We start from the raw sequence: 20,385 nt of genomic DNA, 5'->3' as shown, positions 1-20,385 counted from the left end.
GTTGGCCCGCCAGCTTAGTTTTTGTTCGTCACATGAGTTTCCGACCAAAGAACAGACGTCTCGTAAAAAGCTTCACAGACAATTGATCCGTCCCTTCGAAACCAATGCTGCGCTTCCGGTAAAACGTTTTTAGGGAAAGGGTACGTAGCGAAGGGATTGTGAAAGATTTCGAGCTCAGCCGACCAAGGCTCGTAACGTTGGGGCCAAAGCTCCTGGTACTCTCGACTGCTGACGTCAAGACAGAAGGGAATGCCCTCTAACACGCCAGGTGTCCGGTCGAAAATCATGCCGACGCGGGTACGCGTGAAACCGTAGTCGATGCCACTCATAGTCTGCATAACTCGCCCGAACTTGGCGATGGTACATCCGTTGCTAAAGACAATTGCGGAGAGGCCGTCATTTTCCCCGGAACGAAATAGGCCCGCAGGGGTGCCTTCATTATCCAAAAGCGCCTGTACGGTAACGCTTACTGCGGCTTGCACACCTTCCAGATTTTGTACCTCTGCGTATTCGCCGTACAGATAGGTGATCAGCGCTTCTCGACTCCACATCATCGATCCCGGCGCATGGAAGTCCGCCAGGGCTATCGCAAAAGGCTGACCTTGAACATGCGAATACTGGTCATATCGCCGGTCGATCTTGCTTCTTAATGTTTTATGCAAGCGAACTGCCGCCCCTCCCATGCACCGATCTCTAGGATCGTTTGGAATAGGTGCCAGCGGGCTATCAACATGATCATACCTATCCGCATCCGGTGGGTTAGCGGTAACAGCTTCGATCCAGGCTCCATCACCGCTTCGGCGCCGTATTTGAAAATCCGGAGAGGGATGATCCTGACTAACAAAACATCCCTGCTCACGAAAGGAAGCCAGAAGTAAAAGCTCCCATAGTCTCGTGTGGAAATTGCACGAGCGAAAATCGGTTACGAAGTTCTGATCGGGCTTAGGCATCGAAAGGTAAAGATGACCTAACACCCAAGCTGTCTGAGCTTTTGATTTTCGTCTTAGCAACCTGAAGAGTGAGCCAGCATCCTCTGAAGCACCTGCGAAAAGATGTTGTCGCCTTGGCGTGCTTGGAGGCAACGGTTCAAGAGCCCTTCCCTCTTCCAATCGACTCGTAATTTGAGCTTTAGCTTCCTCGAATAGTGCGAAGCCACCTACGCCATATATGACCGTCCAAACGAGATCGATTCTGCGTCTGACCACCAAGCTAGAATAAGTGTTTGCTTCTGGGCTATAGCAGACCACCCCCCAAGTGGCGCCATCGTCGGAAATCCATCCTTCCTCCTCGGCGCAGCCTTGATAGGGATAGTGGTCGATGAAGCTAAGCCCCCAAGGCAGCGCCAAGGCGAGTAGCTCAAACATCGAAATAGGAAGTGCTTTCAACGGCTAATCCATTAGTGAAAAAAACCAGCTCGTATGGGCCGTCGCAGATAATGAGTGCCCGGTTTGGCTCCTAACATACCTACTCATACCACCAGCATACCCATGGCTAAGCGTGCAAAGGCGGGCCGTTACCGTAAGCACATCCGTTGCTATGCTCCGCAAAGCCATTGGTCTATTGCAATCGATACTTACCCTGCCGGTTCTTGAAAGCCGGCTCCGTACCTTCAAGAATTTCGACCACGCGGGCTTTGATGTCAGGATGCTCAATCGCACCGGCTTCATAATCGAATCGGCTCGCAGCCTTATCACATACCGCATAAATGATCTGTTCAGCATCACAAACCACTGCGAGGTTCGGGTTGTGCGTCACCATAATTACTTGCCGGCGTTCTTTCGCTCGCTTGATGCACTTAACCAGAACGCGAAAAATGGTCTGGTTATCCAGGTTCTCTTCGGGCTGGTCGATGACAATCGGTATGTCATCCTCATCGACCAAAAGGTAAAAAACCAAAAGCAGCAGCCCACGCTCGCCAGGTGAAAGCTGGCCTATTTCCTGCCCTTCGTAGGTCAAAGAATATCGAGGAGCCAAGTAGTCTAGGCAGTACAGATAATCTAGAAGATCCTGCGCAGTGACGGTTCGTGCGAGTTGGTCGGTCAGGAGAATCGTCCTCTCAGGCATTCCTTCTCGACGATCAAAATGAAGTAGATCATCAATCATGTCTGCGAAGGCAACTGCCTCATCCGGAGTCTCGAAACTGGAAGCGAGCAGCAGATTACGCAACCTCTGAGAGCTCTCGTCGACGCCCATGAAAGAACCTCTAACCCTTTGATTGATGCGCCTCAATAGCTGCTCGGAAAAACCTTTTTCTTCGATCCGAACTTGAAAATCCAGAGGTAAATTGAGCTCTCGCTGCTCATCCGAATTAACGAAGCGTTGCACAGGGAGATAAAGCCTGCCGTATTCATCAACCATGGCCTGAATCAAACCATGCATCTCACGAGTCTTCTCTGAGCGTTCGGCACGACGCCTCGCTTGCTGCTCTGGCAAGAGCGCCAGAGACGCTATTTCAGCCTGCAGTTGTAAAAGGCTACCTGACTTATCAGGTGACCCAATCAGTTCCGCCCTGGCGCGCTCCCAATTCGCTAAATTTTCTTTGTAGAGAACATAAAGTCGCTGCGCCTCTCCAAGCATGCCTTTGGCCTCAACCAGCTGGGCCGTCGTAAGAGATCTTCGATGCGAAATACTACCTTGATCTTCATTTTTCAAATCGGCATCGATCGCAGCGACCTGCGTTTGTGCCGCTACAGCGATGGCTTCAACCGGCCCTGAATCGACCTTTAACTGCACCAAGGAATCAATTGGCAGCTCTGCATCAAGATCGGCGAGTAAGTCTTTCAGTTCAGCAACGAAGGTCGCATGCTGCTTGCGGTAATTAGTAAGGGCGGTGGAGACCCTTTTGGCGATCGCTTCTCTTTTAAGTGCCGTTGCTCTCGTGGTCTTGAGCGCCGCCTCCTCAGCCTCAATCTTTCGAACCTCATCTTCGAGAACATCAACTTGCTGAGCGGCTTGCTTCGACTCAGCCAGAGCTTCAGCTGAAGCACTCGGGTCGAGCACCGGCTGAGGCTTGGCCTCCTCCAACGCAGCGATTTCTCCCTGCTTGGACACCACTAACTCATGCAGCGACCTCAAGAAATCATTTGTCGATCTGCGTTCTGCCTCAATGATTTCTGCATTGATCTTACTGATGCTTTCTTTAACGCCTTTACGAGCCTGCTCAATTTCTGCAACCTTGAAATCTAAGAGCTCATCCATGGACGCTTTACCAAGCCGCTCCTCCTCGGGAACGTGGGAGTAAATGATTTTTCGCAGCTCCGCATCAAACGTTGTCGATCCACCCTCCCCCAATTCATTGCACAAGTCTTCCAAGTAGCTTTGCGGAAGATACTTAACCCGCTCGACGCTGCTTGGCTCAGGATCTTCCTGCAAGGTTTTCTCCATTACGGAGCCATCTAGCCAAGTCAAGGATCCCAAGAAATGTTCCGCAAATCTGCGCTTTGGGCTACGGAACCGCGTGTTTTTCAGGAATGAAAACTTCGCGTAGTGCTTTGTGTTACCGACCAAAGCGATGACATCGGATAGAGCGCTTTTACCACTGCCCTTGTTACCGATGATTGCCACCAAATCAGGGTTGAGCGGGATGTCCAAATCGAACCACGGTTCGGCAAGGCCCGAGTCTGCGACCTTTCCCACCTTTATTGAGCTTATAAATTTGGTTCTATTCTGTTCAACCTTCATTCGTTTAGGCGGGGAATCGCCGACGTACACGCGATCATCGAACTCATGGATCGCTTGAACGAGCCCCTGGAATGTGGCGTCAGCCTTGATCCAAGTGAAACAGTTTCCAACACGGTCTTTGTCACCCGACGCACTAAGCGAATGCGCATCGGAGCAGTCAAGGAGGCGCGCGTTGACCTGAGCAGCCTTTAACCCATCACGAGCCCTCACGTAAGCCTCAGGATTGGCTGCAGCAGTGAAAACTAGATCGGCTTCGTTAATGACCGTTTTTTTGTCCGCGATCGTATGATCATTCCAACGCAGACTGTCCCACTCGCTCTTGCCTATCGCAATGATGTGCTTGCCATGAAAATGCTGCGTTTTAAGAGCTGCGCGAACTGCATCAAAGCTAACGTTGAGATTATTGAAACCGACCCTTAGAGGTGACGGAGCCCTCCCCCTCATAGCTTCTGGCATTGAGGCAACGACACGCTCCCCAAGCTCAATCAGATTGGCCTTTGTAATGACACCAGCCCATCGCCCGCCAGGGGATCCAGGTACAAGGGAGTACCCATGAGAGATGGCAGGCATAAATTGCTCTCGAATGAGCTGCGGGTCGATCTGATCGAAAACGACATGGAGGTTAATACGACTCCAATTCGAAGGCCTGTATCCTTCGTCGCCTTGCTCAAGAATGCCACCAAATTTATCTAGTCGAAGCTCAACAACGGGAAGAACAAGCTCAATATTCGCAAGACGGCCCCTCTGCCGCTCCTGCAAAACGCGGGCATAGCCATCTACGAACAGATAGTCATTGATGCCTAAAACTTTAAACTCAGGTGGCAACGCCTCTAGATCGGATAGAAAAGCTTCCCACGCCACCTCCTTTTCACCGGGGTAGTTGTGAACCAACGACTCTGGGGTGTGGACGTGGAGATCCCATTTTTTCCATGTTGAGCCCTGCAAAATAACTGGCATTGCACATTCCCCGATACCCGATCAGAACCTCAAGTGAAGCTCCACCCGCCATTGATGAAAGCTTATTGAAGTGACTTTTGCCGGAAAATGAGTAAATCAGAATAAATCAATACGGAAAATGCGCATCGCCAGATGCCCCTTAACTAATCGCCGATATGGTCTAACGCAGCTCTCCGGGAGGGAATGCAAGCATATCTCCATGGCTGATCACTGCTGGTTTTTTTTGGACAGGGTACTGAGAAGCGGGCCGTCTCGCCGTGATAGGCACTGAGCAAGCTCATCCACTGCAGTGTCGAGGTTGATGTTTGGTTCCCCTCTCGTGCGTAAACACAGCGACTGCTTGAGATTCTAGATACAGCAAGGTCACAGCTTTGCAAGGTTGGCCGATGGCAAAAAGTGGAAGCGTGGCTGCGTACGCAAACCTTGAGCGAGGGTAGTCGCTAGTCTGGATGTAGCGTGGTGCCAGTGCTAAGTGGTGCGTCGACCCCAAGGGCCCCAGGTCGGTGGATTTTCGACGATATCAATCGATGCGCTGAGCTCGTCTTGCATGCGCTCGAAAACCCTGTCGAGAGTCGAATGGGCTTTTGACTTCCTCAATGCGCTAACCAGTTGGAGCAGCTCGCGGCCCTGCGCTAAAGACATCTGGACGTCGCAGTAGACAGTGTCGTCATCGTCTGTCATTCCCATCGAAAAATCCTCGCAGTATGGTCTTGGCCTCTGTTCCCGCGACTGGCGTTAGGCCGTGCCCCTTCGGGGATGGGCTGTCGTAAACCGAGCCTTGGCGCAAACGCCGGCTTCTCGGCCCTTCGGGCATCCATCCCACACGCCTGCGCGCTCCGCTTGCCATGCCTACTAGGCACGTGATCACCTGCCTTCGGTTCGAGCGGTCGCACAAGCTGAGCTTCAACTAAGCTCAATGTACTCATCGCTTTCGCATAGCTGAGGGCGGGTATCCCCCCCCTCTGATAGTTCAAGCTTCGAAAAAAACACGGCAGGCGTTCATCAAAGCAGTCGCGTCATTTAGAGCTCGGTGATGCCTGGCTGTCGGCAGTCGCCGGTAGATTTCACTGGCAGCCTCCCGGCCCACAAAAACCTCCAAAGGCTTCAACTCGAAGGTGGGCATCAGATCTGCGGCCTCGAAAAGCACATCGAACCAAAAACTGTCTTGAGGTGAGTCGCTGCAAAGCACCTGCCCTGAAAACAGCTGATTCATTCGATCAGCCACGGTGTGTGGGGTATCACCTTCCTGAAGCAAATGATCCTGAGTGAGACCATGCATGTCTTGCGCATCGAACGACCAGTGCGTCCAGTACCGGACTGGCTTGATAAGCGAGCTGAAGGAGGTCTCACTCGACACGACGGCGACCTCGATAGGATAGCTATCAGGAGCTATTCCAGAGGCTTCAAAATCAATAAAAAACGAAGGCCGTTCCACGTTGCTGCTCCTGCTTGAAGGCTGTGATTTCAGCGGCTCCACCGACTGCTTGTATGCCTCCGCCGCCATCGCTCGAACCAGCCGTTCTAGCTGGTAGGAGCCTGTGCAGCTCGGTGATTTTTCAGATGCTGCATCTCACGCTCCCATTCAGTCAGAAATTTATCCCAGTCTGCGGCGTAGGGCCCCTCAGGAATTCTGGTTGATCCGATGCTCGCTTGCAGAAAGCGTTCTCGCCAGGGCTGCGGAATAGTCTGCTCCAAAATGATGTCGATGCCGGAGTTATGGCGCATCACCGAGACAGAGTTACGAACCTCTATGAGGTCGAGTGGCTTATCGCTACAGGGGGTGTCGTTTCGCTCTTGGTCGTCGAGATCATCAAGGATGGCAAGGAGGTCGGATGCAGTGGGATCGCCAGGACGGAGGCTGGCAAGGGCCCACAGCGTCCTTCGCCTAGCGCCCTCAAGCTGACGGAGTTCATCGTGGGTCATTTCAGCCGCATCCTTGTTGATTTGATATCGGGCAGTAGCTATGGCGTGCCGCCTGCGGCGGAAGGCTGGCGAGAACTGAGCCACGGCTGCGCCGCGTCTCAGCCCGTTGGGCGCTCATCCAGCACGCCTGCGCGCTCCGCTTGCCCGATACTCGCAAGAAAAGGTCAGTCTGGCGCAGCGATCCTGAGGCCGGGGCCCTACGTACAGGACTATTACTTATGCAGCTTACTGAAGCGACTCGATAGCACTGCGGCTTCGGTAGCTTCCCAAGCTTCAGGATTAGACGTAGCGTTGAACATCACCCATGCCCTCCACAGGAAAAAGGCGGCAACCAAGCTCGACTCAATTACTGCAAATACCGTGGTGGTATACATATAATCTGAATTTTCTCCGAAGAAAAACAGCACTGGAAATATCGAAGCGATCCAGCCGGCGACGAAAGTTAAGAAAAATGCGATGACCGCAGTGACCGTCAGAAAAAGCGGGACTTGATATCTATACTGGGTTGCAAATGATTTCTCGCCGTTTTGCTTCGCTAGGCCGTACAAGATGCCTGTGTTTTTTTCTTTGTCATTGTTCCTTTTAAACAGGCCATACAAAGTTACACTCTCGCCGACCTCTAACTCTTCATAAAGCTTGTTCGACACTTGCAAATTCGGGATAACTGCACCATCGATGCTGACTTTAGCTTTATGCCCGCCGTTCATTCGATCAACAGATCGAACGTAGTCAACTTTTCCTGAAACTTTCACGCAATCGAACTTCATCACTCACTATCCCTGCCTTCGCTTAAAAAGTGGATCTGGTTCTTGCCAAGACGTCGCTCAGTGACGATTGCAGGCAGGCTTACGCGGGCCATAAGGGTCGGACTTGATGAGCGCGTCTCCCATCGAGACGTCCCTGGCCGCGTCTTAGGTGCTGCTCTCATGACCAATCCATCATCAATCCAAACATCCCGCCGCTATGATCAAACGACTGCTTGGCAAACCATATGTCACGATAATATCACTATGGTCTGTTTATCGAAACACGCTTACCGTGGCTCTATCCTCAGTTTTGAGGATCCGACTCATGCATCTGAAAGAAGCGCTGGCAGGAGCATTGCGTGGAGCTCGTGCTCATCAGGGGTTGAGTTACGAAGAGTTGGCGGGAGCAACGCACAGGACGTACGTGGGGAAGCTTGAGCAGGCCCGAGCGAATGCCACGTTGGAGAAACTGGACGAGATCGCTGACTATCTAGGCCTCGACCTTTTGACTATGGTCACTCTCGTCATTGCTGCGCAGGGTGACGAACTTCCATCCGAGGCTTTGCAACGTACTGCCATGCGAATCAGGGAATTCGAGATGTCTGGAGGGTGGCAGTTGGTGGAGGAGCAATTTAGTGACGGAAAGCTCATCAAGCGCTCCCAAGGCAAGCCAAAGCGGCCCGTTAATGCGAATTACATTCGAGCCCTGAAAGCGCAAGGTTTCGACAGGAAAACAATCGCCGAAAAGCTCGGCGTTGCGCGAAGCACTGTCCAAAAATATTGGAATACCTAAGCCGGCAGAACATCAGCGATCCTTGACTCACCCTGGCGTAACCATCCCACTCGACCAACCGTTTCTTCTGCATTCGCTCATGCAGTTTCTGACGCGGTTTTGAGTGGTTGCTCTAACTTCGCAGAGGTAAGGTCTGCCCTCAACTAAAGAAGAGAGCAGGTGTTTTGATGAAAAAAGTCTTAGGCGTAGCTTTGCTGCTAATTGTGGCGGATGCGCAGGCACAGACTGTGGAAGCGGAGATGACAAAGCTGAAGAAGCTTGCCGAAAACTGTATCGCTTCACTTTCTATTCAGAGCTGCGGCGCAACCACTTCCTGTAATGTGTTCAAGAGCTACAGCAGAGAGTTGATGCCGGATGGCCCTGCTGGCTATTACGAGTTGCATGGCCCGGATAAGTCAATGAACCCTCAAAATGGAAAGCTGGTTAGCGAAGCAGTGAAAGCCGCTTCCAAGGCAAATAAGGCCGGAGAAAAGTGCAATCCCACGTAGCTACTTTTGGATCTGCAGGGCGCATTCCTATGCGATTCAGGTGGCCTGATAGAAGTCTAGCGCCAGACAGCTATCAGCCGGTTCCGTCCGTTTACGTAATGCCCAGACGCTCGAGCGACTGCTGAAGAAAATCTGAGCAAATCGCGGTTTATGGCGCGCCCTATCGGGGCGGCTGTCGTAAACCATGCCATGGCTGACGCCAAGTCATGGCCCTCTGGGCTTCCATCCTCGCGCCTCCGACCTGACTGGCCTGCGCGCTCCGCTTGCTCTCGTTATTTCCATCGACGGAAGAAACTCCAGGGATACCTTCAGCACTGCGCAATGGAGTGTAGTCATCCTGTCTGTCCATATTTCTGTTGGAAGGTGCAGTCGCGGGGTGGACAATACGGGTTTGGTCACTTGGTAGGTGACCATTGAGGAAGGAACCCGCGCATGAGTCAGAAAGTCCTGAGGCTTCCCCGGAACGAGGTCGGTCGCGACTTCGTTATCGGTGACATTCACTTCAAGTCGATTGATCTCTACAAAGGATTATTGAAGCTCGGTTTCGACAAAACTATCGACCGAGTCATTGGGGTGGGTGATCTCATAGATCGCGGGCCTGGAGTCCTCGACGGTCTGAAGCTTCTTGGTGAGCCGTGGTTCTTCACCGTTCAAGGTAACCATGAGCAGATGCTTATCAACGCTTACAGGGAAAACCCCTGCGCTCGTTATGTGGCTCATGGTGCAGGCTGGTGGTCGACCATCGCTGACGAATCGAAAGAGATGGTCATTGGGAAGCTCGAGAGCCTTCCCACAGTCATAGAAATCGAGTCCGCTCGCGGTTTGGTTGGCGTTGTTCATGCTGATGTCCCTGCCGGGATGTCATGGGTCGAGTTCACTCGAGACATATCAATCCCTGCTGTAGAAGAGATCGCGCTATGGGGGCGCGAGCGGATCAAAAAGCACCATCGAGAAGGTGTCAAAGGGGTCTGGCGTGTGTGCACGGGGCACACCTGGATTCCAGAGCCTGTTCGGCTAGGGAACGTTCTTGCACTTGATTGCACCGGAGGGGGTGAAGGGCCACTAGCTGTCTATTGCGTTCAGGCGGACACGATTTATGTGGAGGGGCGCCCCGTGTCACTTGACCAATCGGAGGCTGTTACCGAGCTACTGGACGAACTTGAGCAGGCTTTAGGTCATCTTAAGGCCACCACCACCGCTAACATGCTAATTGAGTCACAACGCTTGAGCCATGAGGCCGACGAGTTAGCTCGTCGAGTGAACACTACCTGGCTGACTTTGCGTTCGGAAATTGGTGAGTCTCAGAAGTTGCTTAATGCGCTTCACGGACTCAGCTTGCTCACCGGCGAACGAAGGGAAGCTAAGCTCGAAGAGCTGAAATTCAAGCATGCCGGCACCCAGATTGAGGGATTGCTGTCGAGGCTTCTTGATTGAGGGTTGAGTACCAGTAACCTTGGGGATCTAAGAGAAATGATGGCCGAATCTGTGCGAGTAGTTCGTAAATGAAGCATGTGAGACTAATACGACATGGAGAAAGCGCTGCGAACGCGGGCGAAGCCACTTTAGATCACGCGACCATTACTCTCACCCCGAGAGGAGTTGAGCAAGCGCAGCTGGTGGCATTGTCGTTCAACCATGCTCCGGCTCTGATCGCTGCCTCGCCTTTCACCCGAGCGCACTCAACCGCTATGGCGACCGCAGCGTTGTTTCCTCATATCCCTTTTGAAACTTGGCCCATCCAAGAATTCACTTACCTTGAACCCGCGCGGTGCACTGGCACAACCGTCGCTGATCGGCGCGAATGGGTGGAGGCGTATTGGGCCAAAGCAGATCCTGGTTTCATGGATGGTGAAGGCGCTGAGTCATTTCTAGATTTCATAGCTAGAGCTCAGTCTTTCCTGGAGCGTCTTGCTGAACATCCCGCTCAAGACATCGTAGCGTTTTCGCATGGTCAGGTTATCAACGCTGTAGCCTGGCTGATTGAGCGCAAGCCGCTCGGCATTGATGGCGCAGCTATGTTGGACTGGCGTGATTATGAGATCGCTAACCACGTGCCCAATTGTGGTGGATGCCTGCTCTTGAAAGATCCCGACGAAACCGGGTGGAGAGTATGTCGGTCAGCCCCTGAGGAGCCACGAATGGACGCAACTTGGCGCGTACCAGGAAGAGTCTATCAAGTCGCTCGTGATCCTGAGCGCCTGCTCATTGAAGAGCGCGCAGAGGCTCTTTCAGCAGCAGGTTATCCGACTCCAAATGATGATTCAGTCACGTACGCCGAACAACGGCTGCAAGAGGCTAAAGCAGCTGCGTGTCTGACGCCCTTAAACATTCCCGCTGGAAAGCCCTTGGGAGCTGAGTGACTTTGGGAGGAAAAGCGCTGCTGGCAAATCTCAGCGTCACGATTTGAGTCCGATTGTATTCTTCCGCACTCACATTTTAACTCCACGCGCACTCACCCACTGTGAAAGCTGGGCGTTCTACTCGCCGTCCTGGAGCAGTGGTGGTTTCCAGTCAGCGAAGTGCTTTAACGCATCAAGGTCGCCGATCAATTCCTTCGCGTTGGCCAGCCGCTCCATGACCGCCTCTCTCGACACACCATCCAATCGTTGTGCTGACTTTTCGATATCGGCGAAAAATGCGTGAATACTGTTCACTTTTGCCCACGTCTGGATTACGGCTTCCAGTTGCTCGCGACTTTCCTGTATGGCCTTGAGTTGGCGCTTTTCCTCCTCTTTTCTTTTCCATTCCGCCATTTGTAATTGGTGCTTTTGCCACTCGAGCTCGGCTTTCTCCCGTTCAAGCTTCACTTTCTCCGCAAGCCCTGGAGCTTCAGCGATCAAAAGCTTCACGATGCTTGGGATCTTACTGATCAGATCGCCAGGCTTGTCTTCCTTCCAGCTCTGAACCCACTCTGCCCGATAGTACGGGGAGTAAACTTGAAGGCACAGCCGACCGCTGGGCATGTCGGCGCTCATTACCCATTCGTTTCGATAGGGGGCAACGCGTTTTCTCTCTGGACGCGAACCCAGCCGGACTAACCTTTTGTCTACGCTCTTGACTTCAACGTATTCGCTGATTTCGTAAATGGACAAACCAAAAACAACACTTCCAACATGAACCACTGTCGGACGTTGGGGCTGCCAAAGCGAGGGATAGACGTATCTCGATGACGGCTTGTCCCTATGATCAACTGGTTCGCGGCTCATGCGCTCGGCAGGATCGCTCAAGGTAACCGTAAGGCCTTTTTTCATAAACGCGAGGAACAACTGGTTTGCGAAGTCGACCGCATGAGTGACCCCACTGCGGCTTACTATTAAATCCGCCATCGCACGTTTTGTAGGCCTATCGTAGCCGTTCTCGCTTTCCCGCACTTTCTTGAAGTGATCTTCAATACTCAGTAAAAGTGGGTGCCTACGAGGTTGCATGTCAGAGTTGAGCGGTGCCTTCCGGCTCATTTGCTTTCGTTTTATGGGTGAGGATCGCGCAACCTGAAGCGGTGCTTCATTTCTGTTCCAAACAGTTGAATCGCCTGGTTGAGCCTCAGGCAAGACCGGGCGAGCTTTAGCTTTCCCTACCGCGACTTGCGCCCAGTAGCCAACGGGCGGTCTTGGAATATTCAGGCTGATGTAGACCTTCGTGAGATAGCTGGAGGAGACTCCGTAGCGCGAGCTAATTTTGGTCATTGGCATCGTCCAAGCCTGCTCGAACAGGGACTCTCTGGTAATGACTTCGTCCAACATATCAGCGGCTGAATTCTTAGCCTTTGGCGTGCCTTCCATCCTGATCACTTTCTAGCGACTGACGAATAAATGATCGTAGCTCAGTCGCTCAGCGCCAGTCGCGTCAAGCCTGCCCAGCCATCGTCTAGCCTAGCGACTTCAAGCGATTCTTGAGCTGTCTGGTCATATCGATTAGCGTGCTGATCGAGATATCATCGACTGACCATGATGCTTTGAAGTGCGGAACATGACGACGGATCAGCTCAACCGCAGCCGGTGTGTACTCCAGATTTTGATTGACCAACACCCCGTCACCGCTCTCCTGAGCGATGTTCCACTGCTCCAGTGCCGGAAAATCCAGCCCTTCGACGTCAAGTTCGAACGCCTTCGACTTGATCTCAGCAGGGAATCCACCGACCTTGCCCTGTGGCCCTGAAACAATGCCCTTCCAATAAGCATCCAAACCACATAGCGCCCTAATCATGGATGTTGCGGTGGCCGCTGTGAGAGTGCTGATATCGGCAGGCTTGGGAGCGGAACGTAAAACCTTCAGCAGCTCTAGAGGCGTTACTTCGTCGTGTGCCGTAAAGCACCGGGGCATGTGCTCAAGCTCTAGGTTTTTGTTCAGAAATCTTGATAGATGATGGTGGCATCCGAAGAAGCGGGCATTCTCGACAGCAGGCCATTGCGCCCGAACAATAGCGGCCACCGTCGCCAAGTTGCCGAAACCTCCTACGACAGGCCAGCCGAGCCGTGCAGCGACTGGATTTACCAGGTCAGGAAAGCATGCGTTGAGAACAGGTATGCGCTTACCCAGAGACTCTATCGCAAGGCAGACGGTGCGTAACGGCGGCAAGTGCAAGGGCAGTGTTATACCAAAGCCGGCGTCTTTAACCAGTTGAGACCAAGCATCGTCGTTACCCAATTCTGAGGGCGGCTGTTCGCTGGCCATCTGCACCACGAGATCCGGCTCCCATTGCTCGAGGGCGGGCCGCACGCTTTGCGGATCCTGCCAGTCCACGGCGTAAGCTTCGCCAGTGATTTTCCTACCCGAACAGCTCGCGATGGCCTGAGCTTGTCCTAAAGTCTGTTCGGCATGTTCAAGTTTGCGGCCCAGCACTACCAGTGAGATTGAATCGGTCGCGCCTGCCGTCAGAACCAATGTCTGAGCAATCGCATTGGATATTTTTCCGGTGCCTGCCAGCATGATGACTGCCATGATTTCTCTCCTGTCAGAATTAGATTTTGGACTTCGGTTGCACCGAAAAATGGGATGCAGCCTGTTCAAAACTCTGTCCTGCACGTGGATTCCACTGCACACCAGAGCGGGCTTCAATCCCAGGCTTCAGCTGCTGGTTGTCGTCATAGTCTTCACGGGGGTGAAAAAATAGCGGCTGCACCGCTTCCAGGCTTCGCAAGTAATCGGCATATGAATTCAGATATTGCTGACGTTCGTCATCGCTGAGCTGCGCCGGCATCCATGCAGCGAACGGGGGAAGAACTGTGAAACCGGTATAGGCCAGAATGCCGTTATGGATAGGCCAGAGTACGTGATGCAAGTCGCCATCGATGCCCGCCGGGGTATAAAGGCTGCTTGCGGTGCCCGTGGTTAGACAAAGCATGGCCTTCTTTCCCTTAAGTAGTCCCGATCCATACTTGTGTCCTGATGAGTATGCGAATCCCCGGCTCAATACCCGGTCGACCCAGCCTTTCAGAATGGCGGGCATCGAAAACCACCACACAGGAAACTGAAAAATCACCAAGTCAGCCCACATGACCTTCGCTTGCTCAGCCTTCACGTCGTCGGTATAGGAACCGTTTGCAAACGCATGTTCTTGCTCGCGGGAAAGATCGAGATAGTCAGGATCGGCGCGATCCTCGGGGAAGTCACCAATGCCCAGCTCAGCCTTCCAATTCATCGCGTAGAGATCGCTCACCTGAACCTGATGACCGAGTTCGCGCAGCGTTTCGACAGCTACGTCTTTTAACGCAGCGTTGAAAGACCGTGGTTCTGGATGCGCTAACACTATTAACGTCTTCATAAATGCATTTTCTCCTCGCGATTTGGAGGTGTCGGATAACTTCTCTCGTCTCCAGTCTGCTCGACCGCTTTGCTGAGATTCACCACGAGCAGGCCGACAATGGTCAGGCTTGCGCCCAGCAGAAATCCGAAGCTTGTCTGCTCTCCGAGCCACAGATATCCCATCAGTACGCCAAACAGCGGACTCATGAAGGCCAGCACTCCAAGGCGGGCAGCGAGATAGCGACGAAGCATCCAAAACCAGATCAAGTAGCTTGCCACTGACACGATTAGTGTCTGGAAAACCAGGCTGGCGACTGCGCCGGATGTAAAGGTCATCGAACTCTGGACTGTCAGCAGGCCCAAGGGCAGCAGAAAGACGAAGGCGCCTGCCAGTTGGTAAAACAGGGTCTGGGTTGCCGGTGCTTCACTGAGGCGACTGGTACGCACCGCGACCGTCGTAAATCCCCAGGCAGCGCCCGCGCACAAGCCCAGCAGGTCACCCAGAAGACTGTTTGCGTTGGTGCTTTGAATGGCTGTCCCATCGCGTGGCATGAGAAAGGTGATGGCGATCCCTGCGAACGCTAAAGACATACCAAACCACTGAATCGCACTAAGACGTTCCTCCGGCAAGCGTAGGTGCAGACCAATGGCGGCGAATAAGGGAGCCGTGTAAAGGAAAACCGCCATGTGCGAAGCACTTGTCCAGCGTAATCCTTGCGCGACGAACAGAAATTCACCAGCGAACAGAACGGCCACGACCAACCCAGAGCGGCACCAGACGCTTGGTAACCATACCTCCCGCATGATCCATTTTCCGATCAGCCAGACCAAGACTGCAGCGACTCCGGAGCGAACGGCGACCTGCATGATAGGTGCTATGTCACCAGCAACCGCCTTCATTGCTACCTGCTGGCCACCCCAAATCAGGCATAGCAGCACCATCACCGCCGTGGCAGCCCCGTCTACTGACTTCCTCACTTATGGGCCCTTTTTATCGTTGATGATTTGTCGTCAAACCACGTTACCCGGACAATCGGCATTGAGTTTTCCTTTGAAAATCGAGATTCGTTCTGCGCTGTTGCGAAATTCGATTGTGGAAAAATACGCAAGCCGCTACAAATCATGTGTTTTCGATCTATAGAAGAGAAAAACTACGTCATGAAAGCTGATACGCCCCTCAGGGCTATTGCTTGCTTCGACGCGGTTATGCGCACTGGCAGCGTCAGCGTTGCTGCAAGCCAGCTGTTCGTAACGCCCGGGGCAGTAGGGCAACAGATCCGCAAGCTGGAAGATTGGCTAGGCACGCCACTGTTCGTACGCAGTGTGCGTAGGCTGCAGCCAACGGCTGAAGCGCTGAGCTACTGGGAGCAGGTGAAGCCGGCTCTTCGCCAGCTGGAGACAGCCAACCTAGCCGTCCGTGGTCTTAGAGACAGACAGGTACGGTTAAGCCTGCCGCCGGCGTTCGCCAGCTCCTGGTTCGCAAAGCGGATGCCATTGTTCACGGAGCGTCATCCAGAGGTGCAACTGCACCTGAGCGCATCCACCGATACCGTTGATTTCAATGACGCTACCTGCGACCTGGCGGTGCGGCATTTTGATGGATATGGCCGTGGTGTGAACGCAGAACTGCTCTTGCCCGACGAAGTAAGGGTCTATTCCAGCCCGGCTTATCGCGAACGGCTCCAGTTGCATAACCTTGAATGTTTGCCGGGAGCAACCTTGCTCTACACGACGTCTCATGCTCACTGGTCTCAATGGCTATCATCGGTCGGTATGTCACTCGATAGCTTCTCGAGCAGCCTCAAGTTCGATCAGTCTGAGCTGGCAATCGATGCCGCGCGCCGCGATCAAGGTTTAGTGCTCACCAGCCCTTGGCTGGTCGAGGAAGATGTACAACGGGGCCTTCTCGTACTTGTTTTTGACTCTGTGCTAAAGACTGGCAAGGGCTACTATTTGGTGCAGGCCAAAGATGTGGTGTTGGGTGAGGCAGCCCAGCTGTTGCGCCGGTGGCTTTGCGACGTAGCGCAGCGAGTTCAACAAAATTGATAATTTGCAGTCGATGCTTTCTTTTTAACGTGAAAGCAAACGATCAATAAGTGGGCTTTGCGGGGACGCTAACCGTGGCTGCGCGATCTAGTCTTTGAACTGACGTAAGGTGCAGAAAGTTGAAACTTGGCTAAGCTCGCAAAAGGTTTACGAAGCCAGGTTGGTCAGGGAAGACAGGCTGGATAATGCTTGCTGAGCGAGAGCAATGGAAATGCGCAAAAAGTCCCAGTCATGGTTTGTCCCACTCCTGATTCTTTTCGCGATCCTTTGGGCGATAGGCAAAAAAGACACGCCTCCCGCTCAGGTGCAACCGAGCCCCCCTCCCACTCCGAATACTCTGGTCTCATCTACCTCGGTTCCATCATCCACACCTGCCCCCTCAGTTGATCAATACGTAAGCACAGACAAGCTAAATATCCGAGATCAACCAGGCGGAAAAGTTATCTCCAAGTTGAGCCGGGGAGCCAAGGTTCAGGTCTTCGAAAAACGGGATGATTGGGTGCGCATAAGCGTCGATGGCCAGCCTGCGAAATGGCTTTCCTCCAAAAGTCTTTGTACCGGATCGAATTGCTACAGCGCCTCTAAACCGAGACAGTCGCCTTCGCCAGTACAACCAACCCGGAGGCAGACTCCGGAATACGGATCCTCCTGCCCTTGTTCCTCGGGAAACGTTTGCATCGGGCCAAGAGGCGGTCGGTACTGCATTACTTCAGGTGGCAACAAGCGTTATGGCATGTGATTTTGCCTCAATGACGATCCGCTAGAACTTCGGTGCATCGCCTGTGGCTTCCGCAATGGTGGCCAAAGCCTCCTCCATATCGGCGATGTTGTCTTGAAGCTTTTGAAAAACCAATAGGAAAGCGCCGTCCACATCCACGGTCTGGTGGCCACGAAGCGTACCTACTCTTTCATCCTCTATCTGTTGGAGACGGTTGACGCTCTCTCGCAGAGCCAACAGCTGATCAAAGATGGCGCCGATTTGAGCTTGGCTCTGTGCACTCATTGATGCCACCCAAGCCTTGAATTGATCTCCCTTCGATAGGACGTATCGATCTGAGCAGGCACCTGCCTAACGTACTCCCGTGCGTGCTCCTGCGCATCTGCACTCAAGCCAGCTAGATAAGAAACAGCGTCATCAACGGTTGGGATCAAACCTTCAATGTCTTCGAATCTGGGCGGCAGCGCAGTCCAGATAACTGCGTCCAATTGGTGAAGGAGTGCCCATTCGGCGATTACTCCCACTGGGGAGCTACTGGTGGTAAAAACACCGATTCCATCCTCCCTGTCCTCTGGAATTTGCTCTCGGACACGCAAGGCCTCGCATGCCTCTTCCAGGTTTTTTACATTCAACACTGCCCATAGAACAGCGCATGGATGCGCATTCGCGCAGATCGCCGTTGCGAGCTCTCCACCATCACCGACTCGCGCAAATTCGATGGGCAAACTGGGCCCATCCGAAAACCATTTGCTTGCGAGCGGTAATGCCCCAGGTTTCCAAATCAGAGATCCCCATCCTAGACATGCAATTACCATTGAAGAAATCCCTGTGGGTAGACATGCGCAGCCGGGAACGGAAAGCGACTTTCTGATAAAGCTGACTTCCTTGCTAACGACAGAAAGTCTTCTTTACAGCCGCCCATTATTTAGGATTCGACTCAGCCTTTTGTTTTCCTAGGGTCGGCGGCACGAGGAAAGGTACGTTCCTCTTGAATCGTCCCATCCTCTTTGTGGATTTTCAGAGAGGCCGTTTTACCTTGCAGAAATTCGCTGGCTATTTCAGTGATTTCCGCTTTCGTAGATGCCGTTTTGGAAGCACGTTGCGCGCCCTCTTTGACAAGCTCCCAAGCGTTTTCTTTTTTTGTGATGTGGTAGTTATCCATGGATCACCTCGACATGATTAATCAACAACAGCTACAAGGTTGACCATCGTCGATCTGGAGAGTTTGAAAGGATTGGCGAAGAATCCAATGCTGCCTACGACTCGTGTGAGCCCCCCCTAACAACGACTTCAAAGAGCGGATTAACCGACCTAGGTGCGCTCCAGGCTAACCTTGGCGTTTCGGTTTGCGAACCTCGGTGCCATCCCTTCATCCTCATACTGTCGGCTAAGAAATTCGCGGATCAAGACGGCGGTTCGTCTAGCGCTGGTAGCCACAAAGAAGTGCCCCTCGCCCTTCAGAATGCGAAGTTCTGAACGTCGAATTGTGCGGCGCAGGATATGGGCGTTGTACGGCTGTATTAATGGATCGCGGTCGCCGGTAAGAACCAGCGTGCGTTGAGGCAGCCGGGACAACCGGAGCAGGCTTGTCCATCCAATCAAGGCTGCGAGCTGGAAATAGTACGTTCGCGGATTAACAGAGAGCATGCCTTTCATCACACCGAACCGCAGCAGCGTGTGAATTGAATTGCGGGAGCTATCTTGCTTGCGCATTTTGGCGTTTTTACTCTTGCGGAAAAAATCCATAACGTCAGCAGGCTTCATCAACAGCACTGGGCCGGGAGAGGTTGCCGCGAGGATCAGCCTGCGTACCATGCTCGGGTAACGAAGAGCGAATTCTTGAGCCAATGCACCTCCCCAACTCACCCCGAACACATCGACCTGGTCGATTCCCAATTGCTGGAGCATCTCTGCAATCACGTCGGCATGGCGTGGCAGGCGAATGGGCCAACGGGGCATTTGCGACTTGCCGACCCCTGGCACGTCCAGTGTGATGGTCATGAAGTCGTCCAGTTCATCGCGCAGCGGATCGAAGGTACGAATCAAGCCCCCCAGACCATTGAGCAAAAGCACCGGCGAGCCTTGACCGCAGATCGAAACGTTCAGCTGCAAGCCCAGCGTGGTTAGCCTGTGGTTTGTCATGATTTCTCCATGCTGCACGTAACCGGGAGTCATTGTAGGTGAAAGTTAGCAGGAGGGTCTGAAGAGCAATGCAGCTGCTTCCCTCATAAAAACCTCAATGGTTTTCGGCCCAATCCCTTCAAATTCAGATAACCGCTTTTCGAAGGCGTTACGATCTGCGCTTGCCGCGACGATGTTGCTGACCTTGCCGTGATATTCAGCATTCAGCTTGTTAGCCAATGCCAATAACCGCGACGCGGTGGTCTCGTCGTAACGGACGTAGTGAGCCTCACCAAGCATCATGACCAACTGGCGGTGAGTGCAGCTCGCCAACTTGTGCGGCGTATCCCGATGGTGTTTCACGACGATCACCTGGTACGCCTTGGCGGCAATCGGCCCCTGGATTCTTTTGCCCATCAGGAAACTGGCGATCAGCCATTTGAACAAACCGGGTTCGTTCGCACTTTGAAGGTCAATTTGTAAGTCATGTGCGCTGACGATTTTGCTCACTTGATCACCCTTCAAGCAACGTCTCAATGTAGACCCGGCGCTAGCGCGAATGATCCAACTGAGCGAGGCACCAATAAAGGAACCCTTCCTCTTGAGCGACGCCTAATGTTTGACCCCTAGGATTTGAGATAGACGAAATGCACATATCCGAGACAGTTCAAGTCATGGAATCGCTATCAGCCCACGATGCAAACCTTAAGCTTCGCGAAGGCTGGTCATTGATATCTGTGGTCGTCACAACCCACCCAAATGGTCAGCTTCATCCTTGCTACATTCTCGGCAAATCGAAAAGCTCATCCAACGATCAAAAGCCCATTGACTAGGTGGCATCGACCTAGCGATTTACTTCGCTGAACTGTACCGGGGGGACAAATTGGCTTATCTGGACTGGATTCAATGGCCAGCGATGGTTGTTACCGTTCTCGCCGCATGGCTAATCGGGTCGCAGCGGCCAGGACGGCGGATGATCGGATTTGTATGCTTCAGTGTGAGCAACGTTTTGTGGGTGATTTGGGGATTTTACGCAGGCGCGTATGCATTGATCGTATTACAGGTTTGTCTTTTCCTGATGAACCTTCGAGGGCTCAAGAAAAACTCAAGCCCCAATGAAACATAGTCAGCCAGCAGGGTCATTGCTAATCGAAGAGCAGTGGACACCGC

The 20,385-nt window shown here is 53.0% G+C and carries 20 protein-coding genes and 1 pseudogene; 7 read left to right on the top strand and 14 right to left on the bottom strand.

The features are described 5' to 3' along the window. Positions 1-14 precede the first annotated feature (14 nt). The 6 genes from EJA70_RS00820 to EJA70_RS00800 form a co-directional block, all read right to left on the bottom strand. Positions 15-1,385, bottom strand: a complete 1,371-nt coding sequence (locus EJA70_RS00820; RefSeq protein WP_158828946.1) for a hypothetical protein — start codon at positions 1,383-1,385, stop codon at positions 15-17. Between the two features lie 172 nt (positions 1,386-1,557). Beyond that, positions 1,558-4,638, bottom strand: coding sequence for a TrlF family AAA-like ATPase (locus tag EJA70_RS00815; RefSeq protein WP_158828944.1), 3,081 nt, complete (start codon positions 4,636-4,638; stop codon positions 1,558-1,560). 468 nt (positions 4,639-5,106) lie between these two features. Next, positions 5,107-5,325 (bottom strand): hypothetical protein, encoded by a 219-nt coding sequence (locus EJA70_RS30970; RefSeq protein WP_256677587.1) that lies wholly within the window; start codon positions 5,323-5,325, stop codon positions 5,107-5,109. Positions 5,326-5,608: 283 nt separating this feature from the next. After that, positions 5,609-6,073 (bottom strand): hypothetical protein, encoded by a 465-nt coding sequence (locus tag EJA70_RS00810; RefSeq protein WP_158828942.1) that lies wholly within the window; start codon positions 6,071-6,073, stop codon positions 5,609-5,611. An 86-nt stretch (positions 6,074-6,159) separates the two neighbouring features. Beyond that, positions 6,160-6,561, bottom strand: coding sequence for a hypothetical protein (locus tag EJA70_RS00805; protein ID WP_158828940.1), 402 nt, complete (start codon positions 6,559-6,561; stop codon positions 6,160-6,162). A 212-nt stretch (positions 6,562-6,773) separates the two neighbouring features. Beyond that, complete coding sequence (locus EJA70_RS00800) at positions 6,774-7,328, bottom strand: hypothetical protein (RefSeq protein WP_256677586.1); 555 nt, start codon at positions 7,326-7,328, stop codon at positions 6,774-6,776. A 304-nt stretch (positions 7,329-7,632) separates the two neighbouring features. Here EJA70_RS00800 and EJA70_RS00795 point away from each other — a divergent pair, with 304 nt between their 5' ends. The 4 genes and pseudogenes from EJA70_RS00795 to EJA70_RS00780 all read left to right on the top strand — a co-directional run. Beyond that, complete coding sequence (locus tag EJA70_RS00795; protein ID WP_158828936.1) at positions 7,633-8,100, top strand: helix-turn-helix domain-containing protein; 468 nt, start codon at positions 7,633-7,635, stop codon at positions 8,098-8,100. A 167-nt stretch (positions 8,101-8,267) separates the two neighbouring features. After that, a complete protein-coding gene (locus tag EJA70_RS00790) occupies positions 8,268-8,588 on the top strand; it encodes a hypothetical protein (RefSeq protein WP_158828934.1) in 321 nt (106 codons plus the stop codon). A gap of 432 nt (positions 8,589-9,020) precedes the next feature. Beyond that, positions 9,021-10,022 carry a metallophosphoesterase gene (locus EJA70_RS00785; RefSeq protein WP_158828933.1) on the top strand — a complete coding sequence of 334 codons (1,002 nt, stop codon included), beginning with the start codon at positions 9,021-9,023 and terminating at the stop codon, positions 10,020-10,022. A 68-nt stretch (positions 10,023-10,090) separates the two neighbouring features. Beyond that, positions 10,091-10,699, top strand: a pseudogene (locus tag EJA70_RS00780) (histidine phosphatase family protein); the annotation flags it as partial. Between the two features lie 366 nt (positions 10,700-11,065). Here EJA70_RS00780 and EJA70_RS00775 read toward each other — a convergent pair. The 4 genes from EJA70_RS00775 to EJA70_RS00760 all read right to left on the bottom strand — a co-directional run bounded on the left by EJA70_RS00775 (position 11,066) and on the right by EJA70_RS00760 (position 15,272). After that, entirely contained in the window at positions 11,066-12,367 is a 1,302-nt protein-coding gene (locus tag EJA70_RS00775; RefSeq protein ID WP_158828931.1) for a hypothetical protein, read from the bottom strand. A gap of 85 nt (positions 12,368-12,452) precedes the next feature. Further along, a complete protein-coding gene (locus EJA70_RS00770) occupies positions 12,453-13,526 on the bottom strand; it encodes a hypothetical protein (RefSeq protein ID WP_158828929.1) in 1,074 nt (357 codons plus the stop codon). 19 nt (positions 13,527-13,545) lie between these two features. Next, positions 13,546-14,349, bottom strand: coding sequence for an NAD(P)H-dependent oxidoreductase (locus EJA70_RS00765; protein ID WP_158828927.1), 804 nt, complete (start codon positions 14,347-14,349; stop codon positions 13,546-13,548). Then, a complete protein-coding gene (locus EJA70_RS00760; protein ID WP_200892975.1) occupies positions 14,346-15,272 on the bottom strand; it encodes a DMT family transporter in 927 nt (308 codons plus the stop codon). Before EJA70_RS00760 ends, EJA70_RS00765 begins: the two co-directional genes overlap by 4 nt. Positions 15,273-15,335: 63 nt before the next feature. On the opposite strand from EJA70_RS00760, the gene EJA70_RS00755 reads away from it, so the two are divergent. Together EJA70_RS00755 and EJA70_RS00750 are read left to right on the top strand one after the other, a co-directional pair. Beyond that, positions 15,336-16,376, top strand: coding sequence for a LysR substrate-binding domain-containing protein (locus tag EJA70_RS00755; protein WP_256677585.1), 1,041 nt, complete (start codon positions 15,336-15,338; stop codon positions 16,374-16,376). Between the two features lie 205 nt (positions 16,377-16,581). Continuing rightward, positions 16,582-17,115, top strand: coding sequence for an SH3 domain-containing protein (locus tag EJA70_RS00750; protein ID WP_306109895.1), 534 nt, complete (start codon positions 16,582-16,584; stop codon positions 17,113-17,115). A 21-nt stretch (positions 17,116-17,136) separates the two neighbouring features. On the opposite strand, the gene EJA70_RS00745 is transcribed toward EJA70_RS00750, so the two are convergent. The 4 genes from EJA70_RS00745 to EJA70_RS00730 all read right to left on the bottom strand — a co-directional run bounded on the left by EJA70_RS00745 (position 17,137) and on the right by EJA70_RS00730 (position 19,725). Then, complete coding sequence (locus EJA70_RS00745) at positions 17,137-17,379, bottom strand: hypothetical protein (RefSeq protein ID WP_158828925.1); 243 nt, start codon at positions 17,377-17,379, stop codon at positions 17,137-17,139. Positions 17,380-18,031: 652 nt separating this feature from the next. Next, positions 18,032-18,256: a DUF2188 domain-containing protein gene (locus EJA70_RS00740; RefSeq protein WP_042559198.1), complete on the bottom strand. Its 225-nt coding sequence runs from the start codon at positions 18,254-18,256 to the stop codon at positions 18,032-18,034. Positions 18,257-18,405: 149 nt separating this feature from the next. After that, entirely contained in the window at positions 18,406-19,236 is an 831-nt protein-coding gene (locus EJA70_RS00735) for an alpha/beta fold hydrolase (protein ID WP_158828923.1), read from the bottom strand. Between the two features lie 45 nt (positions 19,237-19,281). After that, positions 19,282-19,725 (bottom strand): DNA methylase, encoded by a 444-nt coding sequence (locus tag EJA70_RS00730; RefSeq protein ID WP_158828921.1) that lies wholly within the window; start codon positions 19,723-19,725, stop codon positions 19,282-19,284. A 406-nt stretch (positions 19,726-20,131) separates the two neighbouring features. Here EJA70_RS00730 and EJA70_RS00725 point away from each other — a divergent pair, with 406 nt between their 5' ends. Beyond that, positions 20,132-20,341: a hypothetical protein gene (locus EJA70_RS00725; protein ID WP_080896102.1), complete on the top strand. Its 210-nt coding sequence runs from the start codon at positions 20,132-20,134 to the stop codon at positions 20,339-20,341. Positions 20,342-20,385 lie beyond the last annotated feature (44 nt).

The organism is Pseudomonas sp. PB103, assembly GCF_009764635.1.
Lineage (GTDB): Bacteria > Pseudomonadota > Gammaproteobacteria > Pseudomonadales > Pseudomonadaceae > Aquipseudomonas.
The sequence above is the reverse complement of the archived record's forward strand: the minus strand, read 5'-3'. Positions and strand labels throughout refer to the sequence as shown.

Coding starts and splice junctions, on each gene's coding strand:
- EJA70_RS00815 (WP_158828944.1), bottom strand. CDS start 4,638: ATGCCAGTTATTTTGCAGGGCTCAACATGGAAAAAATGGGATCTCCAC.
- EJA70_RS30970 (WP_256677587.1), bottom strand. CDS start 5,325: ATGGGAATGACAGACGATGACGACACTGTCTACTGCGACGTCCAGATG.
- EJA70_RS00805 (WP_158828940.1), bottom strand. CDS start 6,561: ATGACCCACGATGAACTCCGTCAGCTTGAGGGCGCTAGGCGAAGGACG.
- EJA70_RS00800 (WP_256677586.1), bottom strand. CDS start 7,328: ATGAAGTTCGATTGCGTGAAAGTTTCAGGAAAAGTTGACTACGTTCGA.
- EJA70_RS00795 (WP_158828936.1), top strand. CDS start 7,633: ATGCATCTGAAAGAAGCGCTGGCAGGAGCATTGCGTGGAGCTCGTGCT.
- EJA70_RS00790 (WP_158828934.1), top strand. CDS start 8,268: ATGAAAAAAGTCTTAGGCGTAGCTTTGCTGCTAATTGTGGCGGATGCG.
- EJA70_RS00785 (WP_158828933.1), top strand. CDS start 9,021: ATGAGTCAGAAAGTCCTGAGGCTTCCCCGGAACGAGGTCGGTCGCGAC.
- EJA70_RS00775 (WP_158828931.1), bottom strand. CDS start 12,367: ATGGAAGGCACGCCAAAGGCTAAGAATTCAGCCGCTGATATGTTGGAC.
- EJA70_RS00770 (WP_158828929.1), bottom strand. CDS start 13,526: ATGGCAGTCATCATGCTGGCAGGCACCGGAAAAATATCCAATGCGATT.
- EJA70_RS00765 (WP_158828927.1), bottom strand. CDS start 14,349: ATGAAGACGTTAATAGTGTTAGCGCATCCAGAACCACGGTCTTTCAAC.
- EJA70_RS00760 (WP_200892975.1), bottom strand. CDS start 15,272: ATGGTGCTGCTATGCCTGATTTGGGGTGGCCAGCAGGTAGCAATGAAG.
- EJA70_RS00750 (WP_306109895.1), top strand. CDS start 16,582: ATGGAAATGCGCAAAAAGTCCCAGTCATGGTTTGTCCCACTCCTGATT.
- EJA70_RS00745 (WP_158828925.1), bottom strand. CDS start 17,379: ATGAGTGCACAGAGCCAAGCTCAAATCGGCGCCATCTTTGATCAGCTG.
- EJA70_RS00740 (WP_042559198.1), bottom strand. CDS start 18,256: ATGGATAACTACCACATCACAAAAAAAGAAAACGCTTGGGAGCTTGTC.
- EJA70_RS00735 (WP_158828923.1), bottom strand. CDS start 19,236: ATGACAAACCACAGGCTAACCACGCTGGGCTTGCAGCTGAACGTTTCG.
- EJA70_RS00725 (WP_080896102.1), top strand. CDS start 20,132: ATGGTTGTTACCGTTCTCGCCGCATGGCTAATCGGGTCGCAGCGGCCA.